This window comes from Aliibacillus thermotolerans (assembly GCF_027853235.1).
In the GTDB taxonomy this organism is placed as follows: Bacteria; Bacillota; Bacilli; order Bacillales; family Marinococcaceae; genus Aliibacillus; species Aliibacillus thermotolerans.
Genome location: NZ_WKJG01000083.1, coordinates 91,496 through 108,973, shown reverse-complemented (window position 1 = coordinate 108,973; position 17,478 = coordinate 91,496). Strand labels below are relative to the sequence as shown.

The 17,478-nt window shown below is 40.4% G+C and carries 15 protein-coding genes, 1 other RNA gene and 1 other annotated feature; of the genes, 14 read left to right on the top strand and 2 right to left on the bottom strand.

Going from position 1 to position 17,478, the window contains the following annotated elements; genetic code table 11:
- Positions 1-5: 5 nt before the first annotated feature.
- The 11 genes from secD (at position 6) to ssrS (ending at position 13,078) form a co-directional block, all read left to right on the top strand.
- Positions 6-1,307, top strand: coding sequence for a protein translocase subunit SecD (secD, locus tag GJS40_RS12600; RefSeq protein WP_270898203.1), 1,302 nt, complete (start codon positions 6-8; stop codon positions 1,305-1,307).
- The gene (secF, locus tag GJS40_RS12595) at positions 1,288-2,244 is read left to right on the top strand and encodes a protein translocase subunit SecF (RefSeq protein ID WP_333723936.1); all 957 of its coding nucleotides are present in this window, start codon (positions 1,288-1,290) and stop codon (positions 2,242-2,244) included. The genes secD and secF overlap by 20 nt, the downstream gene beginning before the upstream one ends.
- 140 nt (positions 2,245-2,384) lie before the next feature.
- Positions 2,385-3,269 carry a cation diffusion facilitator family transporter gene (locus tag GJS40_RS12590; RefSeq protein WP_270898236.1) on the top strand — a complete coding sequence of 295 codons (885 nt, stop codon included), beginning with the start codon at positions 2,385-2,387 and terminating at the stop codon, positions 3,267-3,269.
- A gap of 1 nt (position 3,270) precedes the next feature.
- Complete coding sequence (locus tag GJS40_RS12585; protein WP_270898202.1) at positions 3,271-3,576, top strand: LapA family protein; 306 nt, start codon at positions 3,271-3,273, stop codon at positions 3,574-3,576.
- A gap of 106 nt (positions 3,577-3,682) precedes the next feature.
- Complete coding sequence (gene recJ / locus GJS40_RS12580; protein ID WP_270898201.1) at positions 3,683-6,046, top strand: single-stranded-DNA-specific exonuclease RecJ; 2,364 nt, start codon at positions 3,683-3,685, stop codon at positions 6,044-6,046.
- Positions 6,036-6,551: an adenine phosphoribosyltransferase gene (locus GJS40_RS12575; protein ID WP_270898200.1), complete on the top strand. Its 516-nt coding sequence runs from the start codon at positions 6,036-6,038 to the stop codon at positions 6,549-6,551. The genes recJ and GJS40_RS12575 overlap by 11 nt, the downstream gene beginning before the upstream one ends.
- A 157-nt stretch (positions 6,552-6,708) precedes the next feature.
- The gene (locus GJS40_RS12570) at positions 6,709-8,886 is read left to right on the top strand and encodes a RelA/SpoT family protein (protein WP_270898199.1); all 2,178 of its coding nucleotides are present in this window, start codon (positions 6,709-6,711) and stop codon (positions 8,884-8,886) included.
- Positions 8,887-8,924: 38 nt separating this feature from the next.
- Positions 8,925-9,374, top strand: coding sequence for a D-aminoacyl-tRNA deacylase (dtd, locus tag GJS40_RS12565; protein ID WP_270898198.1), 450 nt, complete (start codon positions 8,925-8,927; stop codon positions 9,372-9,374).
- A gap of 53 nt (positions 9,375-9,427) precedes the next feature.
- Positions 9,428-9,642 (top strand) — a binding site (T-box leader).
- Between the two features lie 56 nt (positions 9,643-9,698).
- A complete protein-coding gene (gene hisS, locus GJS40_RS12560) occupies positions 9,699-10,982 on the top strand; it encodes a histidine--tRNA ligase (RefSeq protein WP_270898197.1) in 1,284 nt (427 codons plus the stop codon).
- Positions 10,979-12,757 (top strand): aspartate--tRNA ligase, encoded by a 1,779-nt coding sequence (gene aspS / locus GJS40_RS12555; RefSeq protein ID WP_270898196.1) that lies wholly within the window; start codon positions 10,979-10,981, stop codon positions 12,755-12,757. The genes hisS and aspS overlap by 4 nt, the downstream gene beginning before the upstream one ends.
- 136 nt (positions 12,758-12,893) lie before the next feature.
- A non-coding RNA gene (ssrS, locus tag GJS40_RS12550) (6S RNA) lies at positions 12,894-13,078 on the top strand.
- Between the two features lie 67 nt (positions 13,079-13,145).
- On the opposite strand, the gene GJS40_RS12545 is transcribed toward ssrS, so the two are convergent.
- Both GJS40_RS12545 and GJS40_RS12540 read right to left on the bottom strand, forming a co-directional pair.
- On the bottom strand, positions 13,146-13,733 hold the full coding sequence (locus GJS40_RS12545; RefSeq protein ID WP_270898195.1) for an RsfA family transcriptional regulator: 588 nt from the start codon (positions 13,731-13,733) through the stop codon (positions 13,146-13,148).
- Positions 13,734-13,807: 74 nt separating this feature from the next.
- Positions 13,808-15,058, bottom strand: a complete 1,251-nt coding sequence (locus GJS40_RS12540) for a replication-associated recombination protein A (protein ID WP_270898235.1) — start codon at positions 15,056-15,058, stop codon at positions 13,808-13,810.
- Between the two features lie 260 nt (positions 15,059-15,318).
- On the opposite strand from GJS40_RS12540, the gene GJS40_RS12535 reads away from it, so the two are divergent.
- Genes GJS40_RS12535 through GJS40_RS12525 form a run of 3 tightly spaced genes read left to right on the top strand, consistent with a single transcriptional unit; the run spans position 15,319 to position 17,472 of the window.
- Positions 15,319-15,948: a YczE/YyaS/YitT family protein gene (locus GJS40_RS12535; RefSeq protein ID WP_270898194.1), complete on the top strand. Its 630-nt coding sequence runs from the start codon at positions 15,319-15,321 to the stop codon at positions 15,946-15,948.
- On the top strand, positions 15,881-16,303 hold the full coding sequence (gene cymR, locus GJS40_RS12530; RefSeq protein WP_270898193.1) for a cysteine metabolism transcriptional regulator CymR: 423 nt from the start codon (positions 15,881-15,883) through the stop codon (positions 16,301-16,303). Before GJS40_RS12535 ends, cymR begins: the two co-directional genes overlap by 68 nt.
- A gap of 35 nt (positions 16,304-16,338) precedes the next feature.
- On the top strand, positions 16,339-17,472 hold the full coding sequence (locus tag GJS40_RS12525; RefSeq protein ID WP_270898192.1) for a cysteine desulfurase family protein: 1,134 nt from the start codon (positions 16,339-16,341) through the stop codon (positions 17,470-17,472).
- Positions 17,473-17,478 lie beyond the last annotated feature (6 nt).

Below are 17,478 nucleotides of genomic sequence, written 5' to 3'. Positions count from 1 at the left end.
CATTCATGGTGAAAAAGTCGAGGATTATTTCCTTTTTTGTCATCGTTATCGCATTGGGCGTTTTAATTGCGCAAACGGCAATGGATACAGCAAAAGGAATCAACTTAGGACTAGATTTACAAGGTGGATTTGAAATACTATATGAAGTTCAACCCGTAGATGGAGAGGGAGAAATTACCGAAGATTCGTTACAAGCGACTGTTAGTGCACTAAACCAACGGGTGAACGTGCTCGGAGTTTCCGAACCGAATATTAGCATTGAAGGAGAAAATCGGATCCGGGTCCAGCTGGCTGGGGTAGAAGACCAGCAAACAGCGCGAGAATTGCTCTCGACAGAAGCAAATTTAAGTTTTCGAGATGTAGAGGATAATGAGCTATTATCCGGTGCCGATTTAGAGGAAAACGGGGCAGGTGTCGGTTTTGATCAAAATAATCAACCTGTTGTTACGGTCACATTGAAAGATGGAGACGCTTTTGGAGAAGTGACGGAACAAATTTTAGAAAAATATGAAGCACCGAATAATCGACTGGTCATTTGGCTCGATTATGAAGAAGGTGATTCTTTCGTTGAAGAGTCTCAAAAGCCGAATCCGAAATATTTATCTGCACCAGTAGTACACACTCCTCTTTATCATAAAAATATTCAAATTGAAGGGAATTTTGAATTACAAGAAGCTGAGTTTCTTGCAGAAGTGTTGAACTCCGGCTCATTGCCGGTGCAATTGGAAGAAGTGTATTCGAATGCAGTTGGTGCATCTCTTGGGGAAGAAGCGATGGAAAAAACGATTTTTGCGGGGTATATCGGTATCGCTCTCATCTTCCTCTATATGATTTTCTACTATCGCTTTATGGGAATCATCTCGGTCATTACATTAAGTGTGTATATTTACCTTGTCTTACTCGTATTTAACTGGATGGAAGGTGTCCTTACTTTACCTGGTATTGCAGCTCTTATTTTAGGGGTTGGAATGGCGGTTGACGCAAACATCATTACCTTTGAACGAATTAAGGAAGAAATTCGTGTTGGTAAATCCATTATGTCCGCCTTTAAATCAGGATTGCGTCGTTCACTTTCCACTATTTTGGACGCAAATATTACAACGATCATCGCTGCTGGTGTCTTGTTTTATTACGGAACAAGTGCCGTACAAGGGTTTGCGGTCATGTTAATTGTGAGTATTATCATTAGTATGATTACGTCTGTATATTTTACTCGTTTATTGCTTGGTTTATGGGTCAACAGCCGCATCTTCAATAAAAAACCGCGGGTGTTTGGAGTAAAGGAGAGTGAAATCAGTGATCTTTGATTCTAGAAAGAAAGTCATTCCATTTGTAAAACATCGAAAAAAGTTTTATATTTTCACACTGATTGCGACTCTCTTAGGAATTGTCCTTCTGTCAACCGCAGGACTTAATTTAGGTATTGACTTTGAAAGTGGAACACGAGTGGAAGTGATGGCAGAGGAGACATTAACGGAAGAAAAAGTGATGGAGGACTTTTCAAGTGCCGGTCAAGGATACGAACCGGATGACGTTACCTTGGCAGGAGAATCCAATCAAATGGCCCATGCCACGTTTATTGGGACATTGACACAAGAAGAAATTTTTGAAATTCAGGCATATTTTAGTGAAGCGTATGGGTCAGAACCAAGTGTGAGCACTGTATCGCCACAAGTAGGACAGGAACTTGCAAAAAATGCCTTTATTTCTGTCTTGATCGCCTCTCTTGGAATCGTTATTTATGTGAGTATTCGCTTTCATTATTTATTTGGTATTTCTACTATTATTGCTTTGATCCATGATGCATTTTTCATTATTGTGTTGTTCTCTCTCGTTCGATTTGAGGTGAATGTGCCATTCATTGCAGCAGTACTCACGATTGTCGGGTATTCGATCAATGATACAATTGTTACCTTTGATCGAATCCGCGAAAATTTGCGTGCCACAGACAAAATAAAAAATTTTGATGATTTGGCCTATGTCGTGGATCTTAGTTTAACGCAAACATTATCGCGAACGGTAAATACGATTCTAACGGTGATCTTTGCAGCTTCGGCTATTTTTGTATTCGGAGGAGAAGCAATACGATCTTTCGCTTTTGCGTTACTCGTTGGATTAATTGCAGGTACCTACTCTTCTTTATTTTTAGCGGCACAAATTTGGACGGACTGGAAGTGGAAAAGTATGCAACGAGAAAAAAAGAAGCCGAAAAAACAAGAAGAAGAGCTTGAACCTGAAATTTAATGCGAGTGTTTTCGGCGTAAGATGGTGAAAATAGTGAGAGGTCATGGTATTTACCGTGACCTCTTTTTTAGTAACGATCTTTGGAAGGCGAGTAACAAAGAGGTGATGATGTGACTCGTTATGAAGAAAAAAGATACAAAATGGTAAAAATCGGAGCGTATATTGGGATTATTGGAAATATTATATTAGCTCTTGTGAAAGGAGTGGTGGGAATCGTTGCTGAAAGTCGAGCGTTGATCGCGGATGCGATTCATTCCACTTCCGATGTCATAAGTTCGATTGCTGTTTTTATCGGAGTGCGAGCAGCGAAACGCCCACCTGACCGCGATCATCCGTATGGTCACGGGAAAGCAGAAACGTTAACTGCCATCATTGTTGCTGTATTGCTTTTTCTTGTAGGTGCGGAAATTGGCATCGAAGCGGTGAAAGATATTGGCAAAGAAGCAACTGTCCCTCATGCAATGGCACTTATTGCGGTTATTTTTTCTATTGTCGTCAAGGAAGGGATGTTTCACTATAAATATCAACTTGGTAAAAAGTATAAGAGCGATGCACTGATTACCGATGCATGGCATCATCGTTCCGATGCTTTTTCTTCCATCGCAGCGTTCGTAGGGATTGGCGCATCTCTTTTAGGTGATTGGATCGATGTTTCGTGGTTATTGTATGGAGATGTGATGGCGGGACTTTTTGTTGCTATTTTAATCATGAGAATGGCGTGGAAGCTTGGAAAAGATTCCATTCATAATGTGCTGGACCACGTGCTTCATGAAGAAGATACAAAAGAAATGCGCGAGATTGTTATACAAGTGGATGGAGTCCGGCGCATTGATGAGTTTTTCGCTCGCGAGCACGGATATTATGTGATTGTTGACATTAAAATTGCCGTAGATCCATCGATTACAGTAGAAGAAGGTCATGCGATTGCGAAAAATGTCAAAGAAGCATTGTTAACGATAAACAATGTGAAAGATGTGTTCGTGCATGTTAATCCAGATGTATCACCAGAAAAAAGGAGTGAGTGAAATGAAAGTGCAAGGGATGATGATATTAAGCCTCCTTCTCGCTTTACTTATTGCGATATTTGCTGTGGTCAATGTAGAAACGGTGGAAGTAAACTATATATTCGGTCAAGCAAAGTGGCCGCTTATCTTAATTATATTAGGTTCGGTCTTTATTGGAGCAACGATTACCGGATCCCTCAGCTTCCTTCGGATCTATCGCTTAGAACAAGAAATCAAACAATTAAAAAAACAAACAACGACAAGACAGGCGAACGAGGATCATCAAAATAAAGATCGGCCATTCGGCCAAAAAAACAGCAAAAAATAAATAGGAACGGTATTTCAAGATTGTAGTTTACCGAAGTTTATCGTTCTTGTTAATATTTGTCACCCTTCTGTGCCTCTAGTATAATTGAAAGGTCAGGGGTGTTAACATGTTACGACCAAAAATGAAATGGTTATTACAGGAAAACAATATGTCAGGCTATGATAAGCTGCAAAAAGCGCTTGGTGTTTCTTCGTTAACGGCCAAATTTCTTTGGAGCCGTGGTTTTCGTCATGAAGATGAAGCGAAGGAATGGATGTATCCGACAGATGAACAGTATCATGATCCTTTTTTACTCGATGATATGGAAAAAACGGTTGCTCGCATTCAACAAGCGATTGAATCGAATGAAAAAATATTAATTTTTGGTGACTACGATGCGGACGGTGTTACCAGTACGTCCATGTTAATGATGGCGCTCTTAGAGTTAGAAGCGCAAGTAGATTGGTACATTCCGAATCGTTTTACAGAAGGATACGGACCAAATATTCCTGCGTTTGAACGAGCAAAAGAGAATGATGTATCACTGATTATTACGGTAGATAATGGGATTGCAGCGGTTGCGGAAATTGAGGCTGCAAATGACCTTGGGATGGACGTGATTGTGACCGATCATCATGAACCCCCTCCTGAGTTACCGAACGCGTATGCGATTATTAATCCTAAAAAAGAGACTTGCGCTTATCCTTATAAAGAGTTGTGTGGCGCTGGGGTCGTATTTAAGTTGGTACATGCTTTACGCGGAACGTTCCCTCACGACCTATTAGATTTAGTGACGATTGCTACTATTAGCGATTTAGTATCCCTCACAGGGGAAAATAGAGCGCTCGTACAACAAGGATTAAAAGCATTATCCAACTCCAAACGACCGGGAATAAAAGCTTTAATGGATATAGCACATGTAAGTGGAAAAGTGGTGAATGAAGAGCACATCGGATTTGTATTGGGACCTCGTTTAAATGCAGCAGGACGTATAGACTCAGCGAATCCAGCAGTGCATTTACTTCTCTCTGAAACAATGGAAGAGGCCCTGACTTGGGCACAAGAATTGGAAAAAATTAATACAGTACGAAAAAACCTAGTGGACGACATTGCAAAAGAAGCAGTGAGAGAAGTAGAAGAGACATTTTCGGAAAACGATAAAGTAATTGTGATCGGAAAAGCCAATTGGCATAGTGGTGTCATCGGCATTGTGGCATCGCGTTTGTTAGAGCGTTTTTATCGTCCGGTGATTGTTTTTTCCATTGATGAAGAAGCAGGCGTTGCGAAAGGATCGGCAAGAAGTATAGAAGGATTTGATATGTTTCAGGAACTGTCTAAAAACAGAGATTTATTCATACATTTTGGCGGTCACGCCATGGCTTGTGGCTTAACGATGAAGACTGAGGATATAGAAACGTTGCGAATCCGTCTTTGTGAACAAGCAGAAGTTTCCATGAAAGAAGAGGATTTTATTCCCAAACTACCAATGGATGTCTCCCTATCAGTAGAAGATGTTACGGTGGAAGCGTTAACGGAGTTAATGCAACTTGGTCCATTTGGAATTGGAAATCCAAAGCCGATGTTTTTGTTTGAAGATGTCACCATTGTTTCCAAAAGGAAAATTGGAAGTGACAACAATCATATGAAGATGGAATTGTCATCGAACGGAGCGATGCTGGAAAGTATTGGTTTCCAATTCGGTCATTTGGTTGATCAATTAACAGAGGGTGTCACGGCCTCCGTTGCAGGAGAATTGTCTGTGAACGAATGGAATGGCTTTCGTAAGCCCCAACTGCAATTAAAAGACATGACTGTGACAGAATGGCAATTATTTGATTATCGACGTATCCGTCATTTGCGCGACATATTTTCTCACTTACCAGATGAAGAAGAAACATCCGTTATTTGTTTTCAAGAAAAGACATACGAACAACTACAGTCGTTTAGGCTTGACAACCTATATATGCACGACGAACTAAAAAAAGAAATGAACGGTCGAATGATCGCTATTGCTGATATGCCTCACGCAGTAAAAGAACTCACGGATGCATTAACTGCTTTTTCCCATATCGAACGTATTTATATGTTTTTATATGATACGGAAGAGACGTTCTTCCAACCCCTTCCGACGAGAGAGCAGTTTAAATGGTATTTTGCTTTTTTAAAAAACCAAAATCCGTTTCATTATGAAAAATATAAAGAAGTGCTTGCGCGAAAAAAAGGATGGACGGTCGAACACCTTTCTTGGATGACAAAAGTGTTTCTTGAGCTTCATTTTGTTACAATGGAGAATGGAGTAGTCTCATTAAATCCCGCGCCCGAAAAGAAAAGTTTAATGGAATCTTTTCATTATCGCAAGCGGCTGGAGAAACAAGAGGCAGAACAAAAATTACTTTATTCTACATATGCTGAATTAAAAAAGACGATTGCTCCATATATTCAAGTGAGGACAGAAATAGGTACGAAGGAGAAGGTTGGGAATGGATTATAAAAAACATATTACAGTGATTGAAGACTATCCTCAAAAAGGTGTAAGTTTTAAAGACATTACGACTTTAATGCAAAATGGGGAAGTATACCAACAAGCGATTCATGACATGGCAGCATTCGCACGGCAAAAAAATATCGATGTAGTTGTTGGTCCAGAGGCGCGAGGGTTTGTCGTAGGATGCCCGATTGCGTACGCACTTGGAAAAGGATTTGTTCCTGTGCGAAAAAAAGGGAAGTTACCTCGAGAAACGGTCGATGCCGATTACGGGTTAGAATATGGCAAAGATACATTATCCATTCATAAAGATGCGATTCAAGCCGGGCAAAGGGTATTAATTACAGATGATCTGCTTGCGACAGGCGGCACGATTCGAGCGACGATAGATTTGGTGGAACAATTAGGTGGTGAAGTGGCAGGTCTTGCTTTCTTAATTGAACTTCGTTACTTGGATGGCAGAAAAGGAATCGATCAATATGACTTATATTCATTAATGATATATGAATAAATATCATCGTGTGAAAACAAGGGAGGTGTCCAAAAGGATACCTTCCTTTTTATTCAAACATTGAATGAAGTTGTGATGTCTAAATACTTTACAGATTGATGATTTTTAAAGATAATGTAAGAAATATGCTCTATAGAAAGGCAGTAAAGGTGATTTCATGAACATCACTGAAGTACTAGATGAAGCGCGGAAATATTTATCGGAAGAAAATGTGGCTTTTTTAAAGAAAGCCTATGTATTTGCGAAAAAATCCCACGAAGGCCAATATCGAAAATCGGGGGAGCCGTATATTCATCATCCCGTGGAAGTAGCCGGAATTTTAGTCAAACTACAACTGGATCCAAATTCCATTGCCGGTGGCTTTCTTCATGATGTCGTAGAAGATACGGAGGTTACGTTAGAAGAACTGGAAGAAGAATTTAATGAAGAAGTAGCCATGCTTGTTGATGCTGTGACGAAATTAAAAAAAATAAAATATAAATCAAAAGAACAACAACAAGCAGAAAATCATCGAAAAATGGTAGTAGCCATGGCGCGCGATATTCGGGTCATTTTAATTAAGCTTGCTGACCGTTTGCACAATATGCGCACATTAAAACATCTTCCTCCGGAAAAACAGCGACGCATTTCCAACGAAACGTTAGAAATATTCGCTCCTTTAGCGCATCGACTCGGGATCTCGACCATTAAATGGGAACTAGAGGATACAGCATTACGTTATTTAGACCCACAGCAATATTATCGTATTGTTCATCTAATGAAGCAAAAACGGGCGGAACGAGAACAATATATTGAAGAAGTCATTGAAGATATTCGGAAAAGCATGAAAGATATCAATGTTACGCCGATTGATATTTATGGACGGCCAAAACATATTTATAGCATTTACCGAAAAATGAAGCTGAAGAAAAAACAATTCAATGAAATATATGATTTACTAGCTGTTCGCATCATTGTAAAAAATATTAAAGACTGCTACGCTGTGCTTGGTGTGATTCATACGTGTTGGAAGCCGATGCCCGGACGCTTTAAAGATTATATCGCGATGCCGAAAGCGAATATGTATCAATCACTGCATACGACGGTGATTGGACCAAAAGGAGAACCGCTTGAAGTACAAATTCGCTCGGAAGAAATGCATCGCGTGGCAGAATACGGGGTGGCTGCTCACTGGGCTTACAAAGAAGGTAAGAATGCTGCCAATAAAAAATCGTTAGAAGATAAATTAACATGGTTTCGTGAAATTTTAGAATGGCAAAATGAAACAAAAGATGCGGAAGAATTCATGGAATCATTGAAAATAGATTTATTTTCAGATATGGTGTTTGTTTTTACTCCGAAGGGAGATGTGATTGAGTTACCTCGGGGGTCTGTACCGATTGATTTTGCTTACCGCATTCATACCGAAATCGGGAACCGCACCATTGGGGCAGTTGTGAACAATAAAATGGTTCCGTTAGATCATGAATTAAAAACCGGTGACATTGTCGAAATTAAAACTTCGAAACATTCTTATGGTCCGAGTAAAGATTGGTTGAAATTAACCCAAAGTTCTCACGCAAAAAATAAAATCAAGCAATTTTTCAAAAAAGAAAAAAGAGAAGAGAATATTCAACGCGGAAAAGAGCTGGTGGAACAGGAATTAAAGGCACAAGATATCGACCCAAAAGAAGTGTTAACGGAAAAAAATAAGCTAGAAGTAGCTGCGAAGTTTAGTTTTTCTGGTGAAGATGATATGTTTGCTGCCGTTGGTTATAATGGGATTAGCCCAAAACAAATTGTAACCCGACTTACCGATGAATTGCGTCATAAAGATGATAAAGAAGAAAAATCATTGGAAGAAGCAGCAAAAGACGTTTCTACCAATCAGATTGTTAAGAAACAAAGCACCGGCGTTCGCGTCAAAGGAATGGACAACTTGCTCATTCGTTTATCGAAATGTTGTAACCCGGTACCAGGGGACGATATTATCGGTTATGTTACAAAAGGGCGAGGAGTATCCATTCATCGAAAAGATTGCCACAATGTCAATACAGAAACTGCGAAAAATCGTCTCTTGTCGGTTGAATGGGAAGGAGAAGCACAGCGAAGAAAAACATATAATGTGGATATTGAAATAACAGGTTATGACCGACGCGGTTTACTGAATGAAGTATTACAAACAGTTACAGAAACCCGTACGAACATTACTGCGGTTACTGGCCATTTAGAAAAAAATAATTTAGCCGTCATCGACATGACCATCGCTATTCGAAACGTTGATCATTTACATCATGTAGTAGAAAAAATTAAAAAACTACCTGATGTTTATGCCGTACGTCGAGTGATACACTAATCTTTTTAAAATTATCATCGTTAGTGAGGGAGAATAGCATGAAAGTAGTGTTGCAACGAGTGAAAGAAGCGAAATGTACTATAGGGAATGAAGTAGTAGGAGAAATAAAAAAAGGTCTCGTCTTACTCGTCGGTTTTACGCATGAAGACACAGTGAAAGATCTTGAATGGATGGTTCATAAAGTGATTCATTTACGTATTTTTGAAGATGAAGAAGGAAAAATGAATCGTTCCATTGTAGATACAGGAGGAAGCATTTTATCCATCTCCCAATTTACGCTCTATGGAGATGTGCGCAAAGGTAGACGTCCGAACTTTATGCAAGCAGCGAAACCAGAACAAGCCTCCGCTTTATATGATCAATTTAATGACATGTTAAGAGCGGAAGGCATTCAAGTGGAGACGGGACAATTTGGAAGCATGATGGATATATCTCTTACCAATCATGGTCCAGTGACGCTCATTCTTGATAGTCATACGGATGCATAGGCGGGTTGACAAGTGGTGAAACGATTCGTATGATGTATGAAGGGAAAATTGCATGACCGGCTGATGAGGGAGAAAGTAAGCAAGAGAACACTTATAACAGAGAGGAACTACGAGGCTGGAATAGTTCTATAAGTGACTTGCCGAAAGACGCTCCGTAGGCTTTTATTCTGAAAAACAGAGTAGGAATAAACGTATCCAGGCGTTAACTGTTCAAGTGGAAGCTTTCATGCTTCAATTAGGGTGGCACCACGGTCAATCCGTCCCTCGTTTGACACGAGGGATTTTTTTATTCAATCAAGAACAGCAAATGAAAGGAGTTTTAGGATGAAAATCCAAATTCCACGTGGGACGCAAGATATTTTGCCGATAGATGTGAAAAAATGGCAATACATAGAAAGAAAAGCTCATGAACTATGTGAGCGATATCGTTATGAGGAAATACGCACTCCGATTTTTGAACATACCGAGCTATTTGAGCGGGGAGTAGGAGATACAACTGATATTGTGCAAAAAGAAATGTACACGTTTAACGACAAAAGAGGTCGGAGTTTAACTCTTCGCCCCGAAGGAACTGCTTCGGTCGTACGTTCCTACGTTGAAAATAAATTATATGGTGCCCCGACTCAACCGCAGAAACTGTACTATATTGGTCCGATGTTTCGCTACGAACGACCACAATCCGGGCGCATGCGCCAATTTGTCCAGTTTGGAGTGGAAGCAATTGGAAGTGAAGATCCGACGATTGATGCGGAAGTGATTGCCCTTGCGATGAATTTTTATGAAGAACTTGGCTTAAAACGATTAAAACTAGTCATTAACAGTCTCGGTGACGAAGAAAGTCGACATGCTCATCGCGACGCATTAGTTCGTCATTTTGAACCGGTGAAAGAGGAACTATGTGCGGATTGTCAGTCTCGCTTACAAAAAAATCCTCTTCGCGTGTTAGATTGTAAAGTGGATAAGGATCATCCTGCCATGAAAACAGCTCCTTCTATTCATCGTTATTTGAATGAGTCGTCAAAGAACTATTTTGAAACGGTGAAATATTTACTGGATGAGATGGGAATTGCCTATGAGGTAGACCCGACTTTGGTTCGCGGTCTTGATTATTATAACAATACAGCGTTTGAAATTATGATTGATGAGGAAGGTTTTGGTGCGATTACGACCTTAATGGGTGGAGGTCGCTATAATGGGTTGGTGGAAGAATTAGGAGGTCCAAGTGCTCCTGGTATCGGCTTTGCGTTAAGCATTGAACGTTTACTATTAGCGTTAGAGACACAAAAAGTAACGCTTCCTGTTGAAGAAGGAATGGACTGTTTTATCGTCTCAATTGGTGCGGAAGCTGAGAAAAAAGCAGCGGTGTTACTAGCAAAATTACGTCAAGCCGGTATTTCGGCGGATAAAGATTACACCGGAAAAAAAATAAAAGGGCAATTGAAAATGGCAGATCGTCTTCAAGCAAGATTTTCGATTGTGCTTGGAGAAAATGAACTCAAAGAAGGAATAGCCAATGTGAAAGCAATGAAAACCGGGGAACAAGAAGATGTACCATTGGATCAATTAATCGAAGTCTTGACCCAAAAATTAAAGGAGGAACAACAATGAGAGGACGCACTCATTATTGTGGACATATATCGGAAGCATTGATTGGAGAAAAGGTAGAATTAAAAGGGTGGGCACAAACGAGACGAGATCTCGGTCAAGTGATTTTTATTGATTTACGTGACCGTACTGGCATCGTACAAGTGGTAGCAAACCCGGAAATTTCAGAAGAAGCATTACAAGTTGCTGACCGCGTGCGAAATGAATACGTCCTTTTTGTGAAAGGGACAGTAGTAAAACGCGATGAAGAAACTTACAACGAAAAACTGGCGACTGGAACGGTAGAAGTGTATGTGGAAGAAATGGTTATCTTAAATGAATCGAAACCAATTCCATTTCCAATGGAAGCAAATATCGATGTTTCCGAAGATGTACGATTAAAGTACCGTTATCTTGATTTGCGCCGTCCGGATATGAGAGAGACATTTCGACTTCGTCATCGGATCACGAAGATTGTCCGTGACTTTCTTGATGAGCATGATTTTTTAGATATTGAGACACCGATGCTTACTAAAAGCACACCAGAAGGAGCGAGAGACTACCTTGTTCCAAGTCGGGTGCATCCAGGGGAATTTTATGCTTTGCCTCAATCACCACAGCTGTTTAAACAACTACTCATGGTCTCAGGTTTTGAACGATATTATCAAATTGCGAGATGTTTCCGTGATGAAGACTTGCGGGCGGATCGACAACCAGAATTTACACAAATTGACATTGAAGCTTCCTTTTTAGAAAAAGAAGATTTGCTAGCAATGATGGAAGCAATGATGAAGCGCCTGATGAAAGAAATTCACGGCATAGACATTGAAACCCCATTCCCTCGACTTACTTATGAAGAAGCGATGAATCGTTACGGCTCTGATAAGCCCGATACTCGTTTTGGATTAGAATTGGTGGAATTATCGGAGATTGTAAAAGACAGTGATTTTAAAGTGTTTACGAATGCCATTAAAAACGGAGGGATTGTTAAAGGGTTAAATGTCAAAGGGGCAGCGGATAAAATGTCTCGGAAAGAAATTGAGGATCTGGCGGATTTTGTCGCAATTTACGGTGCAAAAGGTTTAGCATGGTTAAAAGTAGAAGAAACGGAATTAAAAGGACCTATTGCGAAATTTTTCTCTGAAGAAGAAACGGCACAACTTCGGGAAGCACTTGATGCAGAAGTCGGAGATTTGCTTTTCTTCGGAGCAGACAAAAAAGAAATTGTTTTTGCTTCCTTAGGTGCTCTTCGCCTCAAGTTTGGAAAAGAGTTTGGACTCATTGATGAAAATAAATATCATTTCTTATGGGTGACTGAATTCCCATTAATGGAATTCGATGAAGACGAAAAACGATATGTTGCGATGCACCATCCGTTTACGAGACCAGTGGACGAAGATATTGAGCTGTTACAGGAGCACCCTGAAAAAGTACGTGCGGAAGCATATGACCTCGTTCTAAATGGCTATGAATTAGGAGGAGGTTCGCAGCGGATATACGAGCGCGACCTTCAAGAAAAAATGTTTCAAGCGCTAGGCTTTACAGAGGAAGAAGCGCGAGAACAGTTCGGTTTCTTATTAGACGCTTTTGAATATGGCACCCCACCACATGGAGGTATTGCGTTCGGATTAGATCGAATCGTGATGCTCCTTGCGGGACGAGATAACTTACGGGATACGATTGCGTTTCCAAAAACGGCAAGCGCTAGCGACTTACTCACCGGAGCACCAGGAAAAGTGAGCGATGAACAATTGGAAGAGCTTTCCATAGAACTATTAACATTTGATGAAGAAGAATAACAACAAACGTATGCTTTTATGTATTAGAGAAGTTTAAATGAGAAAACTTGCCGGGTTGAATCAGATTTTTTCTTGACGATGGCGTTAGTGAAATGATATGATAGGAGTAACGAAAGATAGTTATAACACAACTTGAAGAGTCCTGAGGTGTACGTGGGACACTGATCGTTTTGAGCCAACACCAATTAAAACGGGAGCCTGCTGTTTCATTCTGAATAACAAGCCTCTTCTAAGTGGACGTTTTGCAGGAATGAACAAGGCACCCACCTGCGGAGAGCAGGCTTCAAAACTAAGTTCGTTTAACGGCACATCGGGACTCTTCACTATACATAAGATGCATCATAAAAGTCTATTTTAAAGGAAAACCTTTAAAATAGACTTTTATGTTTTAAGAGGAATTTGAAAAATTTTTGAGAGTGTTGTTTGTTTCCATTGGAAAAACATGAGGAAGACGGGATTCTCCTTCTTGATTAGATAGTTGTCGCACCCGGTTCATCATGGAAAGAATCATTGTGTATTCCTGATGAATTTCTTCCATGTGCTCTGTTAATTGTTTCACTTGTTCTTCTAATTGTTCTTTCTTTCCTTTTAATTCTTTCACTTCATTTTCTAGCTTTTCCGGAGAAGACTTATTTTCCTTCATTACTAATTTCATTTTTTCTAAATAGGAAATCACTTGTTCTAGAGTGAGTTCTGTTTGTTCCATTTGGGGAGTAGTGATTTGATGTGCTGCCCGTCTTGCTTTGTTCCGTATTCTTTGTTTTCGTTCCCGCTTTGCTTGTTTAATTTCTTCTTCATACTTTTGACGAATCAAGGCGTTCCATCGAAAACCACAGGCAGCTGAAGTGCGATCAAGTTCATCACCCACTTGATCAAAAGCTTTTAATTGGGTGCTTCCTGAGCGTATGTGCTCCAGTACCACTTCCGCTAACCGTCTATCTTCTTGATCCGACCATGCATCTTGACGATGAATCATCGTATTCTCTCCTTTAATTACTAGATTTACAGTTACTAGTATGGACGGATAAATTTGGTATTATACGTAAGTTTTTATCTTCCTTTTCCTTTCCGAATATTTTGATAGACTTCCTGGAGTGTTTTTTCAAATTTGCTCGTTTGTTTTGGAAAATAGTATTGATCGTTTTTTAAGTCATCCGGTAAATATTGTTGTGGGACCCAGCCGCGTTCATCATCATGAGGATATTGGTAGCCTTTTCCTCTTCCAAGCGTTTTTGCCCCTTTGTAATGAGCATCTTTTAAATGAAGAGGTATTTCTGGAGTTCCTTTTTCTAATAGGGCACTCCGGGCTTTATCCAATGCTTTATATGCACTGTTGGACTTCGGCGAAAGGCATAATTCTACAACGGCGACGGCAAGAGGAATTCTCGCTTCTGGAAAACCTAGTCGTTCCGCAGCTTCCACTGCTGCTAAGGCACGAGGTCCTGCTTGTGGACTGGCAAGGCCAATATCTTCATACGCAGTTACAATGAGTCGTCTCCCGATACTCGTTAAATCTCCTGCTTCAATGAGGCGTGATAAGTAATGCAGTGCTGCGTCCACGTCGCTACCTCGTATGGACTTTTGAAAAGCCGATAGCACATCATAGTGGGCATCGCCATCTTTATCGTGTTGAAAACGCTTTTTTTGAATACATTCTTCTGCAATTTCCTCATCAATAACAATGGTTCCGTCTTCATTATCGGGAGTAGATAACACCGCCAGTTCCAAAGCGTTGAGAGCACTTCTTACGTCTCCTCCGGCAGCTTCAGCTAAATGAAAAAGAGCCTCCTCGGTAATGGAGATGTTATATTTTCCTAACCCTCGTTCATGATCATTGATCGCTCGCACGAGGGCTTCTTTCACTTGTTCCGTCGTTAGGCGTGTTACTTCAAAAATTTGACAGCGACTGCGAATAGCAGGATGAATGGCATGATAAGGATTTTCAGTTGTTGCGCCAACAAGAATAATTAAGCCGCTTTCCAAATGAGGTAATAGGAAATCTTGCTTCGTTTTGTCTAAACGATGCACTTCATCCATAATCACAATGAGTTGATTAGATATTTTCGCTTCTTCCACCGCCATTTCCATATCTTTTTTATTATGAACGACTGCATTCATCATTTTATAAGGGGTTTCGGTACTCCCTGCAATAGCGGAAGCGATGGATGTTTTCCCTGTTCCAGGAGGACCATATAAAATCATGGAAGATAATTTTTTCGCTTGAATCATGCGGCGGAGTAACTTTCCTTCCGCTAATAAATGAGTCTGTCCAATCACTTCTTCAATAGACTTTGGTCTCATGCGATAAGCCAATGGTCGATGAGTCTTCAACAGTTTTCACTCCTTGTAGACAGTAGCCTTTTTCTAATATAACGCAATAATAGCGAGAAAGCATAGAGAAACAGTTGCCTATCGATGCAAAGGGATTTGTATTCATGATATAATATGAGCGGAATAAAACAACGGAAATGTAGAAAAGAGAGGGTTACATGGAGAGGACATTTAACCGAGGGGAACACCTATTTCTTCGATGGATGGTGTTTACAATAGGACTAATCATCATGGCGTTTGGCATTGCATTAATGATTAGAGCGGAATTAGGAAGTGCGCCGTGGGACGTTCTCCATGTGGGACTTCATTATCAAATCGGCCTGACAGTAGGAACATGGAGTATTATGATCGGTGTTATGATTATTACTCTGACCTCGATATTGGAAAAAGAATGGCCTCAAGTGGGTGGCATCGTCAATATGCTCACACTTGGTATTTTTATTGACATTTTTCTCTTTTTTCTATCCACCCCAGAATCACTTGTGTTAAAATTTGTCATGTTAATTGCCGGAATTATTTTCATCGCATATGGGATTGGAATTTACATCGCTCCACAATTAGGAGCGGGACCGCGGGATAGTTTAATGATTGCTATTCATAAAAAAACCGGTTGGAAAATAGCGCGAGTACGTGGATTAATGGAGATAACTGTCTTGCTTCTTGGTTGGTTGTTCGGAGGGCCTGTGTTTATCGGAACGCTCATTTATTGTTTTGGAATTGGTCAAATTGTCGGGATAGCTATGCCGCAATGCCAGCAAGCCGTTTATCGGATGATTAAAAGAGGTGATCAAAATGAAAATTTCTACAAAGGGTCGGTACGGACTGACCATTATGATGGCGTTAGCGAAAAAATACGGTGAAGGACCGATATCTTTAAAATCCATCGCAAAAGAACATGATTTATCTGAACATTATTTGGAACAATTAATAGCACCACTTCGTAATGCTACGCTAGTCAAAAGTGTACGGGGGGCCTATGGTGGGTATATGCTTGCTAAAGATCCAAAAGAAATTACAGCAGGAGACATTATTCGTGTTTTAGAAGGCCCTATTAGTCCTGTCGAAGTGTTGGAAAATGAAGAACCTGCTAAAAGGGATTTATGGATGAAAATCCGAGATGCGATTAAAGATGTGTTGGATAATACAACGTTAGAATATTTGGCAACATATGAAGGGGACGACGAAGACCAAGAGTATTATATGTTTTACATTTAACTCAGTTAGGAGATGTACGTACTGGCGGTGATGGAATGGAAAAAATTTATGTCGATCATGCTGCTTCTACCCCGATAGATGAGCGGGTAATCACAACTATGATAGAAGCAATGAAAAATCAATATGGGAACCCATCTAGTATTCATTCTTTTGGAAGAGATGCCCGAAAGCTGTTAGATGAAGCACGTCAGACACTTGCACAAACCATTGAAGCGAAACCGAATGAAATCGTCCTTACAAGTGGTGGAACCGAAGCAAATAATCTTGCCATTTTTGGTTATGCGAGAGCAAATAAGGCGAAAGGGAATCATATTATTACTTCGGCCATTGAACATCATGCCGTATTAGATGCGTGTAAACAGCTTGAAAAAGAGGGCTTTCGTGTTACTTATCTCCCGGTCAATAAAGATGGGTATATCACGAAAGAGCAAGTGGAAGAAAATATGACGGATGAAACGATTCTCATTGCAATGATGCATGCGAACAATGAGACTGGCGTCATCCAGCCGGCGAACGAGATTGCTCGCCTTGCCAAGGAAAAGAACATTGCATTTCATACGGATGCCGTGCAGACGTATGGCGTGTTACCAATATCGGTAAAAGAAATGCAACCAACGATGATGGCGGTATCTTCTCATAAAATTAACGGTCCTAAAGGAATCGGTTTTTTATATGTAAAAGAAGGGACAAAACTCATCGCGACGTTTGCTGGAGGAGAACAGGAGAAGAAAAGACGACCAGGGACTGAAAATTTGCCGGCAATCGCCGGTTTTGCCACCGCTGCAAAAGTTGCTTTAGAAGAGAGGGAACAGCGGGGCTCTTTTTATCAACATTTGACCGATTCTTTTGTATCTGCTTTAAAAGAAGAAGAGGTACCATTTCAAATAAATGGAGACGCTAATCACCGCGTTCCCCACATTGTAAATATTTATTTTCCATGGACGACGGTGGAATCCTTTCTCGTTCGCTTAGACTTTGCGGGAATTGCAGCTTCCAGTGGCTCAGCTTGCACCGCGGGGTCCCTTGACCCTTCGCATGTGCTTACTGCCATGTTTCCTGAAGAAGGACGTGCCCAGTCATCTGTTAGATTTAGTGTCGGCAAAGGAAACACGAAAGAAGAGATGGAATATATCGCTCGGGAAATAAAAAAAATGATGAAGACAATATAAAAGAAA